Source organism: Enterobacter sp. MGH120, from assembly GCF_001037725.1.
Lineage (GTDB): Bacteria > Pseudomonadota > Gammaproteobacteria > Enterobacterales > Enterobacteriaceae > Enterobacter > Enterobacter hormaechei_C.
Genome location: NZ_KQ089940.1, coordinates 649,059 through 669,682 on the forward strand (window position 1 = coordinate 649,059; position 20,624 = coordinate 669,682).

General features: G+C 56.6%; 13 protein-coding genes and 1 rRNA gene. 11 read left to right on the top strand and 3 right to left on the bottom strand.

Translation table 11 applies throughout. The features are described from left to right. Window positions 1–552 precede the first annotated feature (552 nt). The 3 genes from rrf to birA all read left to right on the top strand — a co-directional run bounded on the left by rrf (window position 553) and on the right by birA (window position 2,790). Window positions 553–668 (top strand): 5S ribosomal RNA (gene rrf / locus SK54_RS02980). Window positions 669–802: 134 nt separating this feature from the next. Further along, the gene (murB, locus tag SK54_RS02985) at window positions 803–1,831 is read left to right on the top strand and encodes a UDP-N-acetylmuramate dehydrogenase (protein ID WP_017384196.1); all 1,029 of its coding nucleotides are present in this window, start codon (window positions 803–805) and stop codon (window positions 1,829–1,831) included. Further along, the gene (gene birA / locus SK54_RS02990; protein WP_017384195.1) at window positions 1,828–2,790 is read left to right on the top strand and encodes a bifunctional biotin--[acetyl-CoA-carboxylase] ligase/biotin operon repressor BirA; all 963 of its coding nucleotides are present in this window, start codon (window positions 1,828–1,830) and stop codon (window positions 2,788–2,790) included. The genes murB and birA overlap by 4 nt, the downstream gene beginning before the upstream one ends. Before the next feature lie 35 nt (window positions 2,791–2,825). Here the strand turns inward: birA and bcsG are convergent, their stop codons facing one another. Genes bcsG through bcsE form a run of 3 tightly spaced genes read right to left on the bottom strand, consistent with a single transcriptional unit; the run spans window position 2,826 to window position 6,251 of the window. Next, on the bottom strand, window positions 2,826–4,505 hold the full coding sequence (gene bcsG, locus SK54_RS02995) for a cellulose biosynthesis protein BcsG (protein ID WP_048246709.1): 1,680 nt from the start codon (window positions 4,503–4,505) through the stop codon (window positions 2,826–2,828). Continuing rightward, window positions 4,498–4,692, bottom strand: coding sequence for a cellulose biosynthesis protein BcsF (gene bcsF, locus SK54_RS03000; protein WP_006808586.1), 195 nt, complete (start codon window positions 4,690–4,692; stop codon window positions 4,498–4,500). The genes bcsG and bcsF overlap by 8 nt, the downstream gene beginning before the upstream one ends. Beyond that, window positions 4,689–6,251 carry a cellulose biosynthesis c-di-GMP-binding protein BcsE gene (gene bcsE, locus SK54_RS03005; RefSeq protein WP_048246711.1) on the bottom strand — a complete coding sequence of 521 codons (1,563 nt, stop codon included), beginning with the start codon at window positions 6,249–6,251 and terminating at the stop codon, window positions 4,689–4,691. The genes bcsF and bcsE overlap by 4 nt, the downstream gene beginning before the upstream one ends. Window positions 6,252–6,425: 174 nt before the next feature. On the opposite strand from bcsE, the gene bcsR reads away from it, so the two are divergent. From bcsR to dctA, 8 genes are all read left to right on the top strand, one after another. Further along, the gene (gene bcsR, locus SK54_RS03010) at window positions 6,426–6,614 is read left to right on the top strand and encodes a cellulose biosynthesis protein BcsR (protein ID WP_003861175.1); all 189 of its coding nucleotides are present in this window, start codon (window positions 6,426–6,428) and stop codon (window positions 6,612–6,614) included. 11 nt (window positions 6,615–6,625) lie between these two features. Further along, window positions 6,626–7,378 carry a cellulose biosynthesis protein BcsQ gene (bcsQ, locus tag SK54_RS03015; protein WP_003861177.1) on the top strand — a complete coding sequence of 251 codons (753 nt, stop codon included), beginning with the start codon at window positions 6,626–6,628 and terminating at the stop codon, window positions 7,376–7,378. Then, on the top strand, window positions 7,375–9,990 hold the full coding sequence (gene bcsA / locus SK54_RS03020; protein WP_048246713.1) for a UDP-forming cellulose synthase catalytic subunit: 2,616 nt from the start codon (window positions 7,375–7,377) through the stop codon (window positions 9,988–9,990). Before bcsQ ends, bcsA begins: the two co-directional genes overlap by 4 nt. Before the next feature lie 10 nt (window positions 9,991–10,000). After that, complete coding sequence (gene bcsB, locus SK54_RS03025) at window positions 10,001–12,424, top strand: cellulose biosynthesis cyclic di-GMP-binding regulatory protein BcsB (RefSeq protein WP_075550045.1); 2,424 nt, start codon at window positions 10,001–10,003, stop codon at window positions 12,422–12,424. Window positions 12,425–12,430: 6 nt separating this feature from the next. Continuing rightward, window positions 12,431–13,537, top strand: coding sequence for a cellulose synthase complex periplasmic endoglucanase BcsZ (gene bcsZ / locus SK54_RS03030; protein ID WP_017384189.1), 1,107 nt, complete (start codon window positions 12,431–12,433; stop codon window positions 13,535–13,537). Continuing rightward, window positions 13,519–17,001, top strand: coding sequence for a cellulose synthase complex outer membrane protein BcsC (gene bcsC, locus SK54_RS03035; protein ID WP_048246717.1), 3,483 nt, complete (start codon window positions 13,519–13,521; stop codon window positions 16,999–17,001). Before bcsZ ends, bcsC begins: the two co-directional genes overlap by 19 nt. A 120-nt stretch (window positions 17,002–17,121) precedes the next feature. After that, window positions 17,122–19,128 (top strand): biofilm formation regulator HmsP, encoded by a 2,007-nt coding sequence (hmsP, locus tag SK54_RS03040; protein ID WP_048246719.1) that lies wholly within the window; start codon window positions 17,122–17,124, stop codon window positions 19,126–19,128. Window positions 19,129–19,287: 159 nt separating this feature from the next. Next, window positions 19,288–20,574 (top strand): C4-dicarboxylate transporter DctC, encoded by a 1,287-nt coding sequence (gene dctA / locus SK54_RS03045; protein ID WP_015571524.1) that lies wholly within the window; start codon window positions 19,288–19,290, stop codon window positions 20,572–20,574. Window positions 20,575–20,624: the final 50 nt, after the last annotated feature.

Consider the following 20,624-nt stretch of genomic DNA (forward strand, 5'->3'; position numbering starts at 1 on the left):
AACGGATAAAAGGTACTCCGGGGATAACAGGCTGATACCGCCCAAGAGTTCATATCGACGGCGGTGTTTGGCACCTCGATGTCGGCTCATCACATCCTGGGGCTGAAGTAGGTCCCAAGGGTATGGCTGTTCGCCATTTAAAGTGGTACGCGAGCTGGGTTTAGAACGTCGTGAGACAGTTCGGTCCCTATCTGCCGTGGGCGCTGGAGAATTGAGGGGGGCTGCTCCTAGTACGAGAGGACCGGAGTGGACGCATCACTGGTGTTCGGGTTGTCATGCCAATGGCACTGCCCGGTAGCTAAATGCGGAAGAGATAAGTGCTGAAAGCATCTAAGCACGAAACTTGCCCCGAGATGAGTTCTCCCTGAGACTTTAAGTCTCCTGAAGGAACGTTAAAGACGATGACGTTGATAGGTCGGGTGTGTAAGCGCAGCGATGCGTTGAGCTAACCGATACTAATGAACCGTGAGGCTTAACCTTACAACGCCGAAGGTGTTTTGGCGAAGAGACAGACAATCAAATTTCAGCTTTGATACAGATTAACAGAATTTGCCTGGCGGCTTTAGCGCGGTGGTCCCACCTGACCCCATGCCGAACTCAGAAGTGAAACGCCGTAGCGCCGATGGTAGTGTGGGGTCTCCCCATGTGAGAGTAGGGAACTGCCAGGCATCAAACAAGTGAAGAGGCCATCCGCAAGGATGGCCTTTTTGCGTTTGTGCACCTGCTTCCTTTCCATAAACAAATCACCTATCCCCCCATATATACGGTAAACTATCCCGGTTTTTGCATCAGGATAGCGTCTATGAATCACTCCCTTAAGCCCTGGAATACCTTTGGTATTCAACGGAATGCTAATCAAATTGTACGTGCCGACAGTGCTCAGCAGTTGCTGAATGCATGGCAAAACGCAACAGAAAACGGTGAACCCGTACTTATTCTGGGCGAAGGAAGTAATGTCCTGTTTCTCGATGATTTTGCGGGGACGGTAATCGTCAATCGCATCATGGGGATTGAGCGTAAAGAGAGCGCTGACAGCTGGCATTTACACGTGGGTGCTGGCGAGAACTGGCACCATCTGGTGCAATATACCCTCGAAAAAGGGATGCCAGGGCTGGAAAACCTGGCTCTGATCCCGGGCTGTGCAGGATCATCTCCTATTCAAAACATCGGTGCCTACGGCATCGAACTGAAACACGTCTGCGAATATGTCGACTGTATCGAACTCGCGACCGGAACGGCGAAGCGCCTGACCGCAGAGCAGTGCCGCTTTGGCTATCGCGACAGCATTTTCAAGCACGACTATCAGGATCGTTTCGTCATTGTGGCCGTTGGCCTGCGCCTGGCGAAAGCCTGGAAACCCGCTCTGACTTACGGCGATCTGACCCGTCTCGACCCGGCTACCGTCACACCGCGTGAGGTATTTGATTCCGTTTGCCACATGCGAATGACCAAGCTCCCGGACCCGAAAGTAAACGGAAATGCGGGTAGTTTCTTCAAAAACCCGGTGATCAGCAGCGAAAATGCAAAAGCGTTTCTCGCCGGCTGGCCAACGGCCCCGCATTATCCTCAGGCGGATGGTAGCGTGAAGCTGGCCGCAGGCTGGCTTATCGATCAGTGTGAATTAAAAGGTACGACTCTTGGTGGCGCTGCTGTTCATCGTCAGCAGGCGCTGGTACTGATCAACCAGTCCAACGCGACAAGTGAAGATGTCGTCAACCTGGCGCATCATGTGCGCCAGCGCGTGGGCGAAAAATTCGACGTCTGGCTGGAGCCTGAAGTTCGCTTTATTGGCCGAACGGGCGAAGTGAATGCCGTGGAGACCATTGCGTGAAGGACAATACTATTCCGTTAACTCTCATCGGTATCCTTGCCGATGGCGAGTTTCATTCTGGCGAGCAGCTGGGCGAACAGCTGGGCATGAGCCGTGCTGCGATCAATAAGCATATTCAAACGCTCCGCGACTGGGGCGTGGATGTGTTTACGGTGCCGGGAAAAGGCTACAGCCTGCCGGAACCGATCCAGTTACTGAATGAAGAGGTCATCCGCAGCCAGATTGGGCACGGTAACGTCGCGGTATTGCCGGTCATTGATTCGACGAACCAGTATCTGCTGGATCGCCTGAGCGAGCTGAAATCCGGTGATGCCTGCGTTGCCGAGTACCAACAGGCAGGACGTGGCCGCCGGGGGCGTAAGTGGTTCTCACCATTTGGCGCCAACCTCTACCTTTCCATGTATTGGCGGCTTGAACAGGGGCCAGCTGCGGCCATCGGGCTGAGCCTGGTGATCGGCATTGTGATGGCAGAGGTGCTGCACGATCTGGGTGCCGATCAGGTGCGGGTAAAATGGCCCAACGATCTGTATCTCAACGATCGAAAGCTGGCGGGGATCCTGGTTGAACTGACGGGAAAAACAGGCGATGCCGCACAGATCGTCATTGGGGCGGGACTGAACATGGTGATGCGAAACGTGCAGAACGATGTCGTGAACCAGGCCTGGACCAACTTGCAGGAAGCGGGGATCACCATCGATCGCAATACGCTTGCCGTCCGCATGATCAATGAGTTGCGTAGTTCGCTGACGCTCTTTGAACAAGAGGGGTTAGCGCCATTCCTGTCCCGCTGGGAAAAGCTGGATAACTTTATTAACCGACCGGTGAAGCTGCTGATTGGAGATAAAGAAATTTACGGCACATCACGCGGCATTGACGCGCAGGGCGCGTTGCTTCTTGAACAGGATGGCGTGATTAAGCCCTGGGTGGGCGGTGAAATTTCGTTACGAAGTGCGGAGTAACCCTCTCCCCACAGGGGAGAGGGTGTAGCAGGTCATCACTGCGGATACGGCACCCAATCCCCGGCATTCAGTCGGACATAAGGCTTATTCTGATACTGGATCACCACCGCATTGGCGTTTTCCGATACCTCCGCCGTCTGCGGCAGCCCGCTGGTGAGTTGATCCCAATTCACGCTATCTTCCACAAACAGCTTACCGTCTACAGCGCGAGCAACCAGTTCCGAGATAGCCAGATAGCTGCTTGGCTGGGTGATTTCAATGGGCGCTCCCTGATGCGGCGCCTTCATGCCAAAGAACTTAATCCCGGCCGGAACGTTAGTGATGGACGGGCTTGGGATATCGCGCAGACCAGACACCTGCATCCTGTCGCCTTTCAGCGCCCCTCCGTGTTCTGGTACTACCACCACCATCACTTTGCGACCTGATTTTTCCAGCTCGTTGAAGAACGCGTTCAGCTCGTCAAAGAACTTCTGAGCACGGGCCTTATAATCGGCCGTTTTACTCACGCCGGGATAATGGTTCCCGTCGTGCAGCGGCAGCGTGTTATAGAACGTCGCACTACGTGTCCCTTCCTCTTTGCCGACGGTATCTAACCAGCGCTGAAGCACGGCGGTATCGTCATACACCGGCGAGCCATCAAAGCCCAGCAACGTTACCGGCAGCCCTTTCTGGTCCATCAGCGGGGCCTGCATGCCACCCTGTTCACGCACTTCTTTCAGGAAGTTACCGAACTGACCGTTATGGCCCATCATCAGGTGCTGGGTAAAGCCCAGTTTTGCGAGGTTATCAAACAGATAACACTGGTTAGCTGCCGGCTGGTAGAGGTTCTTATGCGAAGGCTGTCCGCAGCTGGCGCGCAGCAGGCGGATAGCCGCCGGGCCGCTGTACGACGTGGCCGAGTTGAAGTCCTTAAACTGAATATCGAAATGCGACCACAGCGGGTGCGACATCAAACCAGCCGCGTCAACGTCAGCCCAGGACAGAGAACAGATGTTAATGACCAGCAGCTCAAACGGCTGAGCATCGGCAGGCAGCGCGTCCGGGAATTTCGTCTGACGCTTATCTTCCGCAGCGTAAAAACTGGAGAGCCACGCGTTCAGGTTAGTGGATGTCGGCGGTGCAGTCTGCGCAGGAATATCCCCAACCACAGGCGTATCCCCTGCTGTCGCAACGGTCGCGGCGGCGGAACCGCCCGTGGTGGTCACGGTTGTCGTCGGCTGACCGGCTGGCCACAGCGAGAAGCTCGGGCCCGTCAGCGTCAGGACGTTAAGCCAGATCATAATCGCGACGACAAACACCGTCATCCGGATCCACTGAGACAGGAACAGCCAGGCGACCAGCAGGACAAATACCGCGCCAATCATCTGCCAGTTAATAAAGCGCTCAACCAGATCGAGCATATAGTCCGCACTGAAACCTGCGACCTGGGAGCCCTGGCTCATGATGCTTTCAGGGCCGGGCAGCCAGGTATCATGCCAGAACAGGGCGAAACCGATGGGGATAGCGACCCAGTGACGTATACGGTGCAGCCTGAGGTTCGGGATTGGCATCAGCAGGAATGCCATAAACACCAGGTTAAGCAGAGGGTGGAAATTAAGATAGCCTGCCCACAGCAGACCAAACTTCACCAGAAAGTAGAAATTCCAGCCGGACAGGCCGCGCCAGTATTGCCAGAGTGGCGAGGGCGCCGAAGAGGTATAGGTAGAATTAGTCATGTTTTCGGTTTGCCTTGACGTTCGGAGCGCGAGTCAGTGTTCCGGCGGGTTTAATATAGCGAGGTTTGACGAACAGTAATCTGACCGTATCGCGAATACGGCGCAGGGAATGGCGTGCATAGTAGCCAAGCGGCAAAAAAATCAGCGCGCACAGAACAACCAGTTGGATGATATCGCTGATATTCATAATGGCGCGCTCTCCTTGTTCTCATCCAGTAAGCGTAGCGGCTCAGGTACCCGACGCCAGACATGCCCGTCATGTTTCGCATTGAGTACCGGTTTGGCACCGCTGGTGACAGGCAACGGTTTGGCCCACTTTTCGGGTGGCAGGGCACGCATCTGGACAAGCTCAGCCGCGATCAGGTTATCTTCAAACCAGACCATACGGTTCGAGAAGATATCCGCGGTAGGAAGCGGGAAGATATGGTTAAGCGCAGTATCCAGATCGTTCACCCGGCAGAAGGAGAGGAACAGCACCAGGCGGTTATCGCCAATGGTCATGATGTCCCCGATACGGTTAGGGCGGCACAGAGTGAGCGCCTGCTCAACGCGAATACCCGGCACGGGGCGCAGGGCAACCATCACCCCTTTTCCGTCTGCCGGTAACAGCGTATTGCTCATCATGTTGCCCACCGCATCGCAGAAGGTGTCCCATTTCTGGTAGCCGCGCAGTTTCATCGGCTGCGTCATTGAAAGCAGGGTGCTGATATCTTCCGGAACATGTCGATTAAACTGCTGGCCCTGGATGCTTTCGATCAGCGTCAGACAGCGCGACAGGGGAGCATTCCACGGAATGACCATATTCGCGCCGCAGCCCAGTAATAAGCGCTCATCGGTGGCGCGCAGGCTGGTATTATTTTCACGCACCACAATTTTTAACGCACTGCCGCGCTGGCGACGTAATGTGTGTATGTGCCTTGCCAGCGTTTCGATTTGGTTATTCTGGATCAACGAGAAGATAATGGTCGCCGCCTGCGTGGTGCGCGCCTCATCAAATAAGGCTTCATTGGTATCGAACAGTGACCAGTGCTCAGACAGTGCAGGCGCACCTTCCAGTACCGCAATATGGCTCAGAACGCGTTTTTCATCACTGCGTGGCTGAACTACTGTTTCTTCTTGTTGAGCAAGATGCCACTCATCCCCGACATGTTTGAGGGTAAGTTGTTGTCGGGAGCTCACCCCTTTTTCATTGCACCAGAAAGCCACGTCGTAAAGATGGCGGTCGGTCTGGACACGAATACTGGCCAGGCCATAGAGGGAACGGTATTCACTCATTAAAAGTGAAAAAAGCTTGTCATTATTACTGCCTGGGTTAACAACCAATAAGGTGCAATTTTGATTTTTTGCCCATCTGTTGATTCTTCCCAGCCATTTCAGCAGTTTTTCAGACGGGATATTTTGCAGGCCGTTATTAGAGCATTTTAGAATCAGTAAATAGTGTTCAGGAACAATAGAACACTGAATATCGCGGGGTAAAAAGTATAGACTGTCAGCCTCCGCAGGCATGGAAAATAATCGTACTGTCTGGGGTCCACGGTCACTGTCGAGCCTGATGATTGACTTCGGCTCTTCGCCCATCGTAATGACGGCCACGCGGGAATCCTTCCCCTGCGCCGCTATCGTCTGGTTTACCAGACTGATGGCATCTTCATTACGATCCGTATTAACCCACCAGACTCCTCCGACTGGCATGTGGCGCAATTCGTCCCATAATGACTGGATGCCAATAGAAAATATGGAGTCCACGGTGTCCCTCTTTTCGTCGAATTTCTATGTCTCTCAGTTTACTAGCGAAAGCGTAGAAATAAACCTAACATTGAAATTAAAGAACATCAGATTTAGCATGTAAATGAAATTTAATGGGCAGGACGCCTCGCTGCATCTGAATCTTATGATTTTACTCAAAGGGATGAAAAAAGAATGCAAAATAACGAACCCGCAACCCCAGTCGACTCAAGTCTGGGTTACACATTCCAGAACGATTTTTTGGCACTCACGCAGGCTTTTTCTTTGCCTGAAATAGATTACACCGATATTTCCCAGCGTGAACAGTTGGCGGCGGCTATTAAACGTTGGCCGTTATTAGCTGAGTTTGCCCAACAACAATAAGGAAGCCATTGATGGCTGTACTAGGATTACAGGGCGTCCGTGGTGGGGTGGGTACAACTTCCGTTACCGCGGCGCTGGCGTGGTCATTGCAGGTATTAGGTGAATCGGTACTGGTCATTGATGCCTGTTCCGATAATTTGCTGCGCATGTCATTCAATGTCGACTTTACGCATGCAAACGGCTGGGGACGCGCGCTTCTGGACGATAAAGACTGGCGGGATGCGGGTTTGCGTTATACCTCCCAGCTCGATTTGCTTCCCTTTGGTCAATTGACCGAAACCGAGCGCGGGAATGAAGCCGCGTACCAGCGCCTGTTCTCTCGCTTCATCACCGCATTGCAGAGCCTGAAAGAGAGCGGGCACTATCAGTGGATCCTGCTGGACCTGCCGCACGGTGCCGCGTCGCTGACCCGCCAGCTGCTGGCGCAGTGCGACCATGTGCTCTCCATCGCGAACGTAGATGCGAATTGTCATATCCGTCTGCATCAGCAGCCGATGCCTGCCAATGCCCATATTCTGATCAACGATCTGCGCATTGGCAGCCAGATCCAGGACGATCTCTACCAGGTCTGGCTCCAGAGTCAGCGCCGCCTGTTGCCGATGGTGATCCATCGTGACGAAGCGATGGCGGAGTGCCTCGCGTCCAAACAACCTCTCGGGGAGTACCGTAGCGATTCACTGGCGGCGGAAGAGATCCTGACGCTGGCCAACTGGTGTCTGCTGCACTTTGCTAAACGGCCGGAGCCTGCCGGGAGTTCAGTATGAGCGGCCTGACTAACTGGCTGCTCATTCCGCCGGTCAGTTCGCGCTTAAGTGAACGCTACCGCCATTACCGTCATCACGGCGCCTCGTCGCTGAGCGCTGCGCTGGGCTGTTTGTGGATGATTCTGGCGTGGATGTTCATCCCCCTCGAACATCCCCGCTGGCAACGCATTCGTGCGCGCCACGGTGAACTCTATCCGCATATCAACCCTGACAAGCCGCGTCCGCTGGATCCCGCGCGCTACGCTATTCAGTCCATCTGGCTACTAACGACCTCAACGGGCGCGGAGAAAAAAACGTCCCGCTGGCGCAGCTTCGATCGTGTGCAGAACCTGCGTGAACACTACCACCAGTGGCTTGACCGGCTACCTGACCGGGTGGGCGACAAAATGGGTCATTTAGATAACCACAAAGAGCTCGGGCACCTACACCCGGGCTTGCGGCGTTTTATTCTCGGCGTGGTTGTGGTGTTCTCGCTGATTCTTGCGCTGGTCTGTATTACCCAGCCCTTCAACCCGCTGGCGCAGTTCACCTTCCTGATCCTGCTGTGGGGCGTGGCGCTGCTGGTGCGGCGCATACCAGGGCGTTTTTCTGCCCTGATGCTGATTGTGCTATCGCTGACCGTTTCCTGCCGCTACATCTGGTGGCGATATACCTCAACGCTGAACTGGGACGATCCGGTCAGCCTGGTGTGCGGCTTAGTCCTGCTGTTTGCTGAGACTTACGCCTGGATCGTGCTGGTGCTGGGTTACTTCCAGGTTATCTGGCCGCTGAATCGACAGCCGGTGCCGCTGCCAAAAGACACGACCCAGTGGCCTACGGTTGACCTTTTCGTGCCGACCTACAACGAAGATCTGTCGGTGGTAAAAAACACCATTTACGCCGCGCTGGGTATCGACTGGCCGAAGGATAAAATCAAAATCTGGATCCTCGATGACGGTGGCCGTGCCGAGTTCCGCCAGTTCGCGGACGAAGTGGGGGTAGAGTACATCGCCCGTACCACGCATGAACACGCGAAAGCCGGTAACATCAACAATGCGCTGAAATATGCCAAAGGGGAGTTCGTCTCTATTTTCGACTGCGACCACGTGCCAACGCGCTCGTTCCTGCAAATGACCATGGGCTGGTTCCTGAAGGAGAAAGAGCTGGCGATGATGCAGACGCCGCACCACTTCTTCTCGCCGGACCCGTTTGAACGTAACCTCGGCCGTTTTCGTAAAACCCCGAACGAGGGCACGCTGTTCTATGGACTCGTGCAGGACGGGAACGACATGTGGGACGCAACGTTCTTCTGCGGCTCCTGTGCGGTGATCCGCCGGAAACCGCTGGATGAAATTGGCGGGATCGCCGTCGAGACGGTCACGGAAGATGCGCACACCTCGCTGCGTCTGCACCGTCTTGGCTATACCTCCGCCTACATGCGTATTCCTCAGGCGGCGGGGCTGGCCACGGAATCCCTGTCGGCGCACATCGGCCAGCGTATTCGCTGGGCCCGCGGCATGGTGCAAATTTTCAGGCTCGATAACCCGCTGATGGGTAAAGGGCTGAAGCTGGCGCAACGGCTGTGCTACGTTAACGCCATGTTCCACTTCCTGTCCGGTATTCCACGGCTTATCTTCCTCACTGCGCCGCTGGCGTTCCTGCTCCTTCACGCTTACATCATCTATGCGCCTGCGCTGATGATTGCCCTGTTCGTTCTGCCGCACATGATCCACGCCAGCCTGACGAACTCGAAGATTCAGGGGAAATATCGCCACTCCTTCTGGAGTGAAATTTACGAAACGGTGCTGGCCTGGTACATCGCGCCGCCCACCATGGTGGCGCTGATTAACCCGCATAAAGGGAAATTCAACGTCACCGCGAAGGGCGGGCTGGTGGAAGAGGAGTATGTCGACTGGGTGATCTCCCGGCCCTATATCTTCCTGGTGCTGCTGAATATTGTGGGCGTGATTGTTGGGATCTGGCGCTACTTCTACGGCCCGGAAAACGAAATTCTGACGGTCTTCGTGAGTATGGCGTGGGTGTTTTATAACCTGATTATCCTCGGCGGCGCGGTGGCGGTATCGGTGGAGAGCAAACAGGTTCGCCGCGCGCATCGCGTCGAAATCAGCATGCCAGCGGCCATTGCTCGCGACGATGGACATCTCTTCTCCTGTACCGTACATGACTTTTCGGATGGCGGTCTGGGTATCAAGATCAACGGTCAGGCGAAGGTGCTGGAGGGGCAGAAGGTCAACCTACTGCTTAAGCGCGGCCAGCAGGAGTATGTCTTCCCGACGCAGGTGGTGCGTGTGAGAGGAAATGAAGTGGGTCTGCAACTGATGCCGCTGACCAAAAAGCAACACATTGATTTTGTGCAGTGTACGTTTGCCCGCGCGGATACGTGGGCTCTCTGGCAGGACAGCTTCCCTGAGGATAAGCCTCTGGAAAGCCTGCTGGATATTCTTAAGCTGGGGTTCCGTGGCTATCGTCACCTTGCAGAATTTGCCCCGTCGTCGGTGAAATTAATTTTCCGGTCACTTACTTCACTGGTTTCCTGGGTCGTGTCGTTCATTCCGCGTCGACCTGAGCGAGATGAAGCGAAGCAGGCGGACCCGGTTATGGCTCAACAATGATGATAACGCGATGAAAACAAAACTTTCCTGGTTATGTGCAGTGGCAATGGGGATGAGTGCGCTCCCTGCAACAGTGGCTAACGCAGCGCCTGATAACGCAGCGGCCACGCCCGCGCCAACGGTGCCTGTCGTCGCGCAAGCGACCGATCCGGTTGTGACGGCCGCGCCGGGGCAGACGGAAAACGTCGTCCCGAATCAGCCGACGACGGGGAATACGCTGCCCGCCGACAACCCGGTGGTTGGGCAGGTCATGCCTGGCGTGCCGGGAGCCAGTGCGCCGGTGGTTGCCGAAAATACGCCGTCGCGTGACGTTAAGCTGACGTTTGCCCAGATCGCGCCTCCTCCGGGCAGCATGGTTCTGCGCGGCATCAACCCAAATGGCGGTATCGAATTCGGTATGCGCAGCGATGAAGTCGTGTCGAAAGCGATGCTCAACCTGGAATACACCCCATCGCCGTCGCTGCTGCCGGTGCAGTCCCAGCTTAAGGTCTATCTGAATGACGAGCTGATGGACGTCCTGCCCGTCACCAAAGAGCAACTGGGTAAGAAAACCCTGGCTCAGGTGCCGATTAATCCGCTGTTTATCACCGATTTTAACCGCGTGCGTCTGGAGTTTGTCGGCCACTACCGCGATGTCTGTGAAAACCCGGCCAGCAGCACCCTGTGGCTGGATGTCGGGCGTAACTCTTCGCTTCAGATGACCTATCAGCCGCTGGCGTTGAAAAACGATCTCTCCGCCTTCCCGGTGCCGTTCTTCGACCCGCGTGATAACCGTCCGCTGAACCTGCCGATGGTCTTTGCCTGCTCTCCCGATGTGACCGAACAGCTGGCGGCCTCTATCGTGGCATCCTGGTTTGGTTCCCGTTCCGGCTGGCGTGGACAAAGTTTCCCGGTCATGTACGACAAAATGCCGGACAAAAACGCGATCGTGTTTGCCACCAACGCCAAACGTCCGGCTTTCCTGCGTGACCATCCGGAGGTGAAAGCGCCCACCATCGAGATGATCAGCCATCCGGACAATCCGTACGTGAAGCTGTTGGTGATCTTCGGCCGTGATGACAAAGATCTGGTGCAGGCGGCGAAAGGCATTGCGCAGGGGAATATCCTGTTCCGCGGTAACAGCGTTGTGGTGGATGAGGTGAAACCGCTGCTGGCACGTAAGCCTTATGATGCGCCGAACTGGGTACGTACCGACCGGGCCATCACCTTTGGCGAACTGAAAACCTATGAAGAGCAATTGCAGTCAACCGGGCTTGAACCTTCTCCTGTCAGCCTGTCGCTGAACCTGCCGCCGGATCTCTATCTGCTGCGCACCAACGGCATTGATATCAATCTGAACTACCGTTACACCGCGCCGGCGACCAAAGACAGCTCGCGCATGGATATCAGCCTCAACAACCAGTTCCTGCAATCGTTCAGCCTGACCAGCAGCCAGGAGACAAACCGGTTGATGCTTCGTCTGCCTGTATTACAGGGGCTGCTGGATGGCAAAACCGATGTGTCGATCCCGGCGCTGAAGCTCGGTGCGGTGAACCAGCTGCGGTTTAACTTCCAGTATATGAACCCCATGCCGGGTGGATCGGTGGAAAACTGTATTACCTTCCAGCCGGTGCAAAACCACGTGGTGATTGGCGATGATTCCACGATCGACTTCTCGAAGTATTACCACTTTATTGCGATGCCGGATCTGCGTGCCTTTGCTAACGCCAGCTTCCCGTTCAGCCGCATGGCAGACCTCTCTGAATCGATTGTCGTGATGCCAAAAGCGGCCAACGAAGGCCAGGTTACCACGCTGCTGGACACCATGGGCACCGTCGGGGCGCAAACCGGCTTGCCGGCTATCAACGTGACGGTGACGGATGACGGGAGCCAGATCCAGAACAAAGATGCCGATATCATGGTCATCGGCAACATTCCGGACAAGCTGAAAGACGAGAAGCGCGTCGATCTGCTGGTGCAGGCGGCTCAGTCGTGGGTTAACACGCCGCTGCGTCAGACCGAGTTCCCGAGCATCATGCCGGACAGCGGCGATCGTCAGGCCAATATCAGGACGACCGTAAGCTCAACGGGTCCGATGGCCGCGATTGTCGGCTTCCAGTCGCCGTACAACGACCAGCGCAGCGTTATCGCCCTGCTGGCGGACAGCACGCGCGGGTATGAGCTACTCAACACGGCCATGAACGACAGCGGTAAACGGGCGGCAATGTTCGGTTCCGTCTCGGTGATCCGTGAGTCGGGGGTAAACAGCCTGCGCGTGGGGGATGTCTACTACGTCGGTCATCTGCCGTGGTTCGAACGCCTGTGGTACGCCCTGTCTAACCACCCGGTGCTGCTGGCCGTGCTGGCTGCGCTCAGCGTTGTACTGCTGGCGTGGGTACTGTGGCGTCTGCTGCGAATCATCAGCCGTCGTCGTCTTAACCCGGACCATGAGTAAGCGGTGATGAAAATCTTTCGCGGGTGTGTAGTCGCAGCGTTGATGCTGGCGGCGGCGAATCTTCACGCCGCCTGTCGCTGGCCTGCCTGGGAGACGTTCAAGCAGGATTATATGAGCGAAAGTGGGCGCGTCATTGATCCCAGTGACGCGCGCAAAATCACCACCTCCGAAGGGCAAAGCTACGGACTGTTCTTTGCCCTCGCGGCAAACGATCGCAAGGCGTTCGATCTGCTGCTGGCATGGACGCGCGATAACCTTGCCGAGGGAGATTTAACCCAACATCTCCCGGCCTGGCTGTGGGGGAAAAAGGACGACGAAACCTGGGCGGTTATCGACCCTAACTCCGCGTCTGATGCCGATATCTGGATTGCCTGGTCGCTGCTGGAGGCCGGGCGGCTGTGGAAAAATCCCGATTACACGCGCACGGGTAAGGCGCTGTTGACGCGCATTGCCAGTGAGGAAGTGGTGAAGGTGCCGGGGCTGGGTTCTATGCTGCTGCCGGGTAAAGTCGGTTTTGCCGAAGAGAGTGTCTGGCGCTTCAACCCCAGCTACCTGCCGCCGCAGCTTGCGAGCTATTTCACCCGTTTTGGCGCGCCGTGGACGACGCTCCGTGAAACCAACCTGCGTCTGCTGCTGGAGACCGCGCCTAAAGGATTTTCCCCGAACTGGGTGAAATACCAGAAAAAGGGCGGCTGGCAGCTGTCGCAGGATGCATCCCTGATCGGCAGCTACGATGCGATTCGCGTCTATCTGTGGGTAGGGATGATGAACGATAACGATCCGCAGAAAGCCCGACTACTGGCGCGTTTCAAGCCCATGGCGACCACCACAATCAAACAAGGCTTGCCGCCGGAGAAAGTGGACGTCGCGACCGGGAAACGCACCGGAGATGGGCCGGTAGGGTTTTCTGCCTCCCTCCTTCCGTTTTTACAAAACCGGGACGCGCAAGCGGTGCAACGCCAGCACGTCGCCGATCGTTTTCCCGATAACAATGCTTATTACAGCTACGTTCTGACCCTCTTTGGACAAGGGTGGGATCAGCATCGTTTTCGTTTCACCGTGCAAGGTGAATTACTACCGGACTGGGGCCAGGAATGCGCACGTTCACACTGAATCTACTCACCTTATCGCTTGGCCTGGCGCTAATGCCCCTGGCCCAGGCCGCCAACTCCCCGCAGCAGAGACAGCTGCTGGAACAGGTCCGTCTGGGGGAATCCACCCAGCGTGAGGATTTAGTGCGCCAGTCGCTCTATCGCCTTGAGCTGATCGACCCCAACAACCCGGACGTGATTGCCGCGCGCTTCCGCTACCTGTTACGACAGGGCGATACGGCGGGCGCGCAAAAAGAGCTGGATCGCCTGAAAGGAATGGCGCCCGATTCCAGTGCCTATCAGTCCTCCCGTACTACCATGCTGCTCTCCACGCCGGATGGTCGCCAGGCCCTCCAGCAGGCTCGCCTGCTTGCCACCACCGGGCACACCCAGGAAGCCATTGCCGCGTATGACAAACTGTTTGACGGTAAGCCGCCCAGTGGCGACATCGCGACGGAGTACTGGAACGTGGTGGCGAAAGAGCCAGCCCGCCGCAACCTGGCCATTAATCAGCTTAAGAAAATAAACGCCAGCAGTCCGGGTAACGTCCCGCTACAGTCCTCGCTGGCACAGCTTTTGTTCCAGAGCGGACGGCGTGATGAAGGGTTTGCGGTGTTACAGGAGATGGCCAAATCGAACAATGGCCGCAGTCAGGCGTCGGACATGTGGTACCAGCAGATCAAAGATCAGCCGGCCAGCAGCGCCAGCGTTACCGCGCTGCAACAATACCTGAGCGTGTTCAGCGATGGCGATAACGTGACGGCGGCGCGCGCCCAGCTTGAAGCGCAGCAAAAACAGCTTGCCGATCCGGCGTTCCGCGCCAAAGCCGAAGGGTTAGCCGCAGTGGATGCCGGGCAGGGCAGTAAAGCGGTAACGGAGTTGCAAAAAGCAGTCAGCGCCAACCACGCCGACAGTGAAGCCGTAGGCGCGCTGGGGCAGGCCTATTCTCAGAAAGGCGATCGCGCGCGTGCGGTTGCTCAGTTTGAAAAGGCGATCGCCCTCGATCCGCAGAGCGATAACCGGGGCAAATGGGACAGCCTGCTGAAGGTCAACCGATACTGGCTGCTGATCCAGCAGGGGGATAACGCCCTGAAAGCCAACAATACGGCCCAGGCCGAACGCTATTACCAGCAGGCGCGCAATATCGACAATACCGACAGCTACGCGGTTCTGGGCCTCGGTGATGCGGCGGCGGCGCGCAAAGATAACGACGCGGCCGAGCGTTATTACCGCCAGGCGTTGCGGATGGACAGCGGCAACAGCAACGCGGTACGCGGTCTCGCCAATATTTATCGCGCGCAGTCTCCGGAGAAGGCGACGCAGTTTATTCAGTCGCTCTCTGCCAGCCAGCGCCGCAGCATTGATGATATTGAACGTAGCCTGACGAACGAGCAGTTGTCAGCCCAGGCCGAACAGCTGGAAAGCGAGGGGAAATATGCGCAGGCCGCAGAACTTCAGCGCCGACGCCTTGCGCTTTCCCCGGGCGACGTGTGGATCACCTACCGACTGTCACGCGATCTGTATAGCGCGGGTCAGCGCAGCCAGGCGGATAACCTGATGCGTCAGCTGGCAAGCCAGAAACCGGGCGATCCGGATCAGGTTTACGCCAGCGGGCTGTACCTGTCCGGTAACGATCAGGACCGGGCGGCGCTGGCGCATCTGAACACGCTGCCGCGCGACAAGTGGAACGGCAACATTCAGGCGCTGGCGGACCGCCTGCAAAGTAACCAGGTGCTGGAAACCGCCAACCGCCTGCGCGACAGTGGAAAAGAGCAGGAGGCGGAAACGTTGCTTCGCCAGCAGCCTCCGTCCACCCGTATCGACCTGACGCTGGCGGACTGGGCTGAACAGCGTGGCGATCATGAGGCCGCGAAAACCGCCTACAACACCGTCCTGCAACGCGAACCGCAGAACGAAGACGCGATCCTCGGCCTGACCGAGGTCTATCTTGCCCAGGACAACAAGGACGCGGCGCGCGCGGCGCTGGCGAAACTGCCCGCGGCACAGAACGGCGAACCGCTCTCCATCAATATGCAGCGCCGGCTTGCCATGGCGCAGGCTGGCCTGGGTGATCATGCCGCGGCAGAAAAGACCTTCAACGCCATTCTTCCGCAGGCCAAATCGCAGCCGCCTTCGATGGAAAGTGCGCTGGTGATGCGCGATGCCGCCCGTTTCCAGGCACAAAATGGTCAGCCTCAGCAGGCGCTGGACACCTGGAAAGATGCGATGGTCTCATCGGGCATCACAACGACCCGTCCGACCGATAACGACAGCTTTACGCGGCTCACGCGTAACGATGAGAAAGATGACTGGCTGAAGCGCGGCGTGCGCAGCGATGCAGGCGATCTTTATCGTCAGCAGGATCTGAACGTCACGCTGCAACACGACTACTGGGGGTCCAGCGGCACGGGGGGCTATTCCGACCTGAAAGCGCACACCACCATGCTCCAGGTTGATGCGCCGCTGTCGGATGGACGTATGTTCTTCCGTAGCGATCTGGTCAATATGAACGCCGGTTCCTTTGCCACCGATAACGGAACCTACGATCCGACATGGGGTACCTGCGCCGAAACGCCATGTCGCGGTAGCACAAACCAGTCGGCCAACGGCGCCAGCGTGGCCGTCGGCTGGCAGAACAAAACCTGGTCGTGGGATATCGGTACAACGCCGATGGGCTTCGACGTGGTCGATGTGGTGGGTAGCCTGAGCTACAGCAACGATTTAGGGCCGATTGGCTACACCCTGAACGCCCATCGCCGTCCGATTTCCAGCTCGGTGCTGGCCTTCGCCGGGCAAAAAGATCCCAATACCGACACCACCTGGGGCGGCGTGCGTGCCACCGGTGGCGGCGTGAGCATGAGCTACGACAAAGGCGAAGCTAACGGGATCTGGTCAAGCCTGAGTGCCGACAGCCTCACCGGGAAGAATGTCGAAGATAACTGGCGCGTCCGCTGGATGACCGGCTATTACTACAAGCTCATCAATCAGAACAACGAACGCCTGACGGTGGGCGTGTCCAACATGCTCTGGCATTACGATAAGGATTTAAGTGGCTATTCGCTGGGCCAGGGCGGTTACTACAGTCCCCAGGAGTATGTGTCGTTCGCCTTACCGGTGAACTGGCGTAAACGCACAGAGAACTGGTCATGGGAGCTGGGCGGCTCCGTCTCCTGGTCTCATTCAAAAACAAAAGATGTGATGCGTTATCCGTTACAGGGGCTGATCCCGGACAATGAGCCAGGCCGTTATACCGATAAAGGTGTAATGGAAACCGGAAGTAGCTCGTCAGGGACGGGTTATACCGCAAGGGCGATTGTTGAACGCCGCGTGACGTCCAACTGGTTTGTCGGACTGGGCGTCGATATTCAGGAAGCAAAAGACTATACCCCGAGCCATGCGCTGCTCTACGTTCGGTATTCTGCCGCGGGCTGGCAAGGTGATATGGACTTACCACCGGAACCGCTGGTGCCTTATGCAGACTGGTGATCGGATTTTTTCTTAATCTAATTGTAAGTCTCTCTTAAAAGTGCAGCTATCGGGTATACTCGGGCGCACCAGGTTTACACCCTGGTGCGCCCTGCGCTTCGAGTTTTGTGGAGAGTCATTTTGCGTGTCAGCCGTTCCTTAACGATCAAACAGATGGCGATGGTGTCTGCCGTCACAATGCTGTTTGTCTTCATCTTCTGCGTCATTTTGCTGTTTCACTCCGTACAGCAGAATCGCTATAACACGGCTTCGCAACTGGAAAGTATTGCCCGCTCGGTGCGGGAACCCCTGTCAGCCTCGATCCTGAAAGGGGATATCCCCGAGGCGGAATCCATCCTGAAGCGCATTCAGCCCGCCGGTATCGTGAGCCGCGCGGATGTCGTGCTGCCGAACCAGTTCCAGGCGCTGCGGATGAGCTTTATCCCGGAGCGTCCCGTCCCGATGATGGTGATGCGCCTGTTTGAACTGCCGGTGCAAATTTCCCTGCCTCTCTATTCTCTGGAAAGACCGGCTAACCCGCAGCCGCTGGCCTACCTGGTGCTACAGGCCGACTCGTACCGCATGTATAAATTTGTTATGAGCTGGGTTGCTACGTTGGTGACTACTTACTTACTTTTGACACTAATGCTGAGCGTGGCGCTGACGTGGTGTATCAACCGGTTAATTGTGCATCCGTTGCGCCGCATAGCCCGGGAGCTGAACGACCTCTCTCCACAGGAGCACATGGGGCATCAGCTTCCGTTGCCGCGCCTGCATCACGACGATGAAATTGGCATGCTGGTCCGGAGTTACAATATCAACCAGCAGCGTGTCCTGCGTCAGCAGGAAGAGCTCAGTAGCAATGCCACCCGTTTTCCGGTATCCGATCTGCCAAACAAAGCGTTTTTAATGGCCTTGCTGGAGCAGACCGTCGCCCGCCAGCAGACCACCGCGCTGATGGTGATTGCCTGCGAAACCTTGCAGGACACGGCGGGCGTGCTGAAAGAGAGCCAGCGCGAGATGCTGTTGCTGACGCTGGTGGAAAAGGTGAAATCCGTTCTGGCGCCGCGCATGGTGCTCACCCAGGTCAGCGGTTATGACCTGGTGGTGATCGCGCACGGTGTTAAAGAGCCGTGGCACGCCATTACGCTAGGTCAGCAAGTACTCACTGTCATTAATGAGCGGCTGCCCATTCAGGGTATCCAGCTTCGCCCGAGCGCCAGCATCGGTATTGCGATGTACTACGGGGGGCTGACCGCCGAGCAGCTTTATCGTCGGGCCTTCTCGGCCGCGTTCACCGCGCGCCGGAAAGGCAAAAACCAGATCCAGTTCTTTGATCCGGAGCAGATGGAAAAAGCCCAGCAGCGCCTGACGGAAGAGAGCGACATTCTGACGGCGATGGACAATCGCCAGTTTGCGCTCTGGCTACAGCCGCAGGTCAATTTGCGCACGGGGGAAGTGACCAGCGCCGAAGCGTTGCTGCGTATGCAACAGCCGGACGGCACGTGGGAGCTGCCTGAGGGGATGATCGAACGTATCGAGTCCTGCGGCCTGATGGTCACCGTCGGCTACTGGGTGCTGGAAGAGTCCTGCCGCCAGCTTGCGGCCTGGCAACAACGGGGCATCACGCTGCCGCTGTCGGTGAATCTCTCTGCGCTACAGCTGATGCACCCGACCATGGTGCCGGAGATGCTCGAGTTGATCCACCGCTACCGCATTCAGCCCCACACGTTGATCCTGGAAGTCACCGAGAGCCGTTGTATCGACAATCCTGACGATGCTGTCGCCATTCTGAAACCGCTGCGTAATGCCGGGATCCGCATTGCGCTGGACGATTTTGGTATGGGGTATTCTGGCCTGCGTCAGCTCCAGCACATGAAAACGTTGCCGGTGGACGTCCTGAAAATCGACAAAACCTTTGTGGATGGGCTGCCGGGGGATTGCAGCCTGGTACAGGCCATTATTCAGATGGCGCACAGCCTGAATCTGCACGTAATTGCCGAGGGTATTGAAACCGACGCCCAGCGTGAGTGGCTGGCTGCGGCGGGCGTGGAGAGCGGACAGGGCTTCCTGTTTGACCGCGCCGTACCGACGGATATCTTTGAGCAACGCTATCTCGCCGACGCTGGCAATAACGCAAAAGTGTAATTTTGTTGCTGGCTTGTGCGAGCCAGCTCAAAGTTCTTAACATTTGTGTTTCAAATTTGAACCCCGTTTATTTCTGTCCTGTTATGTGGGTGTTATTTTAAAGCCGCAGGTTAACCATAACCTTACAAAGCCTGTAGTTTTTCTTTCCAGGGACACCCTATGAAAACCTCACTCTTCAAAAGTCTTTACTTCCAGGTCCTGACAGCCATCGCCATCGGTATTCTGCTCGGTCACTACTACCCGGAGCTGGGCGCGCAGATGAAACCGCTTGGCGACGCGTTCGTTAAGCTCATCAAAATGATCATCGCGCCGGTCATTTTCTGTACCGTGGTGACCGGTATCGCTGGCATGGAAAGCATGAAGGCGGTCGGGCGTACGGGGGCGGTTGCCCTGCTGTACTTCGAGATTGTCAGTACCATCGCGCTGATTATCGGCCTGATAATTGTCAACGTGGTACAGCCAGGCGCGGGCATGAACGTCGACCCGGCCACGCTGGATGCGAAAGCGGTGGCGGTTTACGCTGAACAGGCGAAAGATCAGGGGATTGTTGCCTTCCTGCTGGACGTGATCCCGAGCAGCGTGATTGGCGCGTTCGCCAGCGGAAACATCCTCCAGGTGCTGCTGTTTGCCGTGCTTTTTGGCTTTGCCCTGCACCGTCTTGGCAGCAAAGGCCAGCTGATTTTTAACGTCATTGAAAGCTTCTCGCAGGTGATCTTCGGCATCATCAACATGATCATGCGTCTGGCCCCGATTGGCGCCTTTGGCGCGATGGCCTTCACCATCGGGAAATATGGCGTCGGCACGCTGGTACAGCTTGGCCAGCTGATCGTCTGTTTCTACATCACCTGTATTCTGTTTGTGGTGGTGGTGCTCGGCTCCATCGCCCGTGCGACCGGCTTCAGCATCTTCAAATTTATCCGTTATATTCGTGAAGAGCTGCTGATTGTCCTCGGCACATCCTCTTCGGAGTCCGCGCTGCCGCGTATGCTCGATAAAATGGAAAAGCTGGGCTGCCGTAAGTCAGTGGTGGGGCTGGTTATTCCTACGGGCTACTCCTTTAACCTGGACGGCACCTCGATATACCTGACGATGGCGGCGGTCTTTATTGCCCAGGCCACTAACAGCCACATGGATATCTTCCATCAGATTACGCTGCTGGTGGTGCTTCTGCTCTCTTCAAAAGGGGCGGCGGGCGTAACGGGCAGCGGATTTATCGTGCTGGCGGCCACCATTTCGGCGGTGGGCCATCTGCCGGTGGCGGGCCTGGCCCTGATCCTCGGTATTGACCGCTTTATGTCTGAAGCCCGTGCGTTAACCAACCTGGTCGGCAATGGCGTGGCGACGATTGTGGTGGCGAAGTGGGTGAAAGAGCTGGATCACAAGAAGCTTAACGATACGCTGAATAACCGCACTTCTGAGGACAAAACCCCCGGTTTATCCTCTTAATCCCTCATAAATGCCCGTATTCCCTTGTGGGGATGCGGGCACCTGCGCAT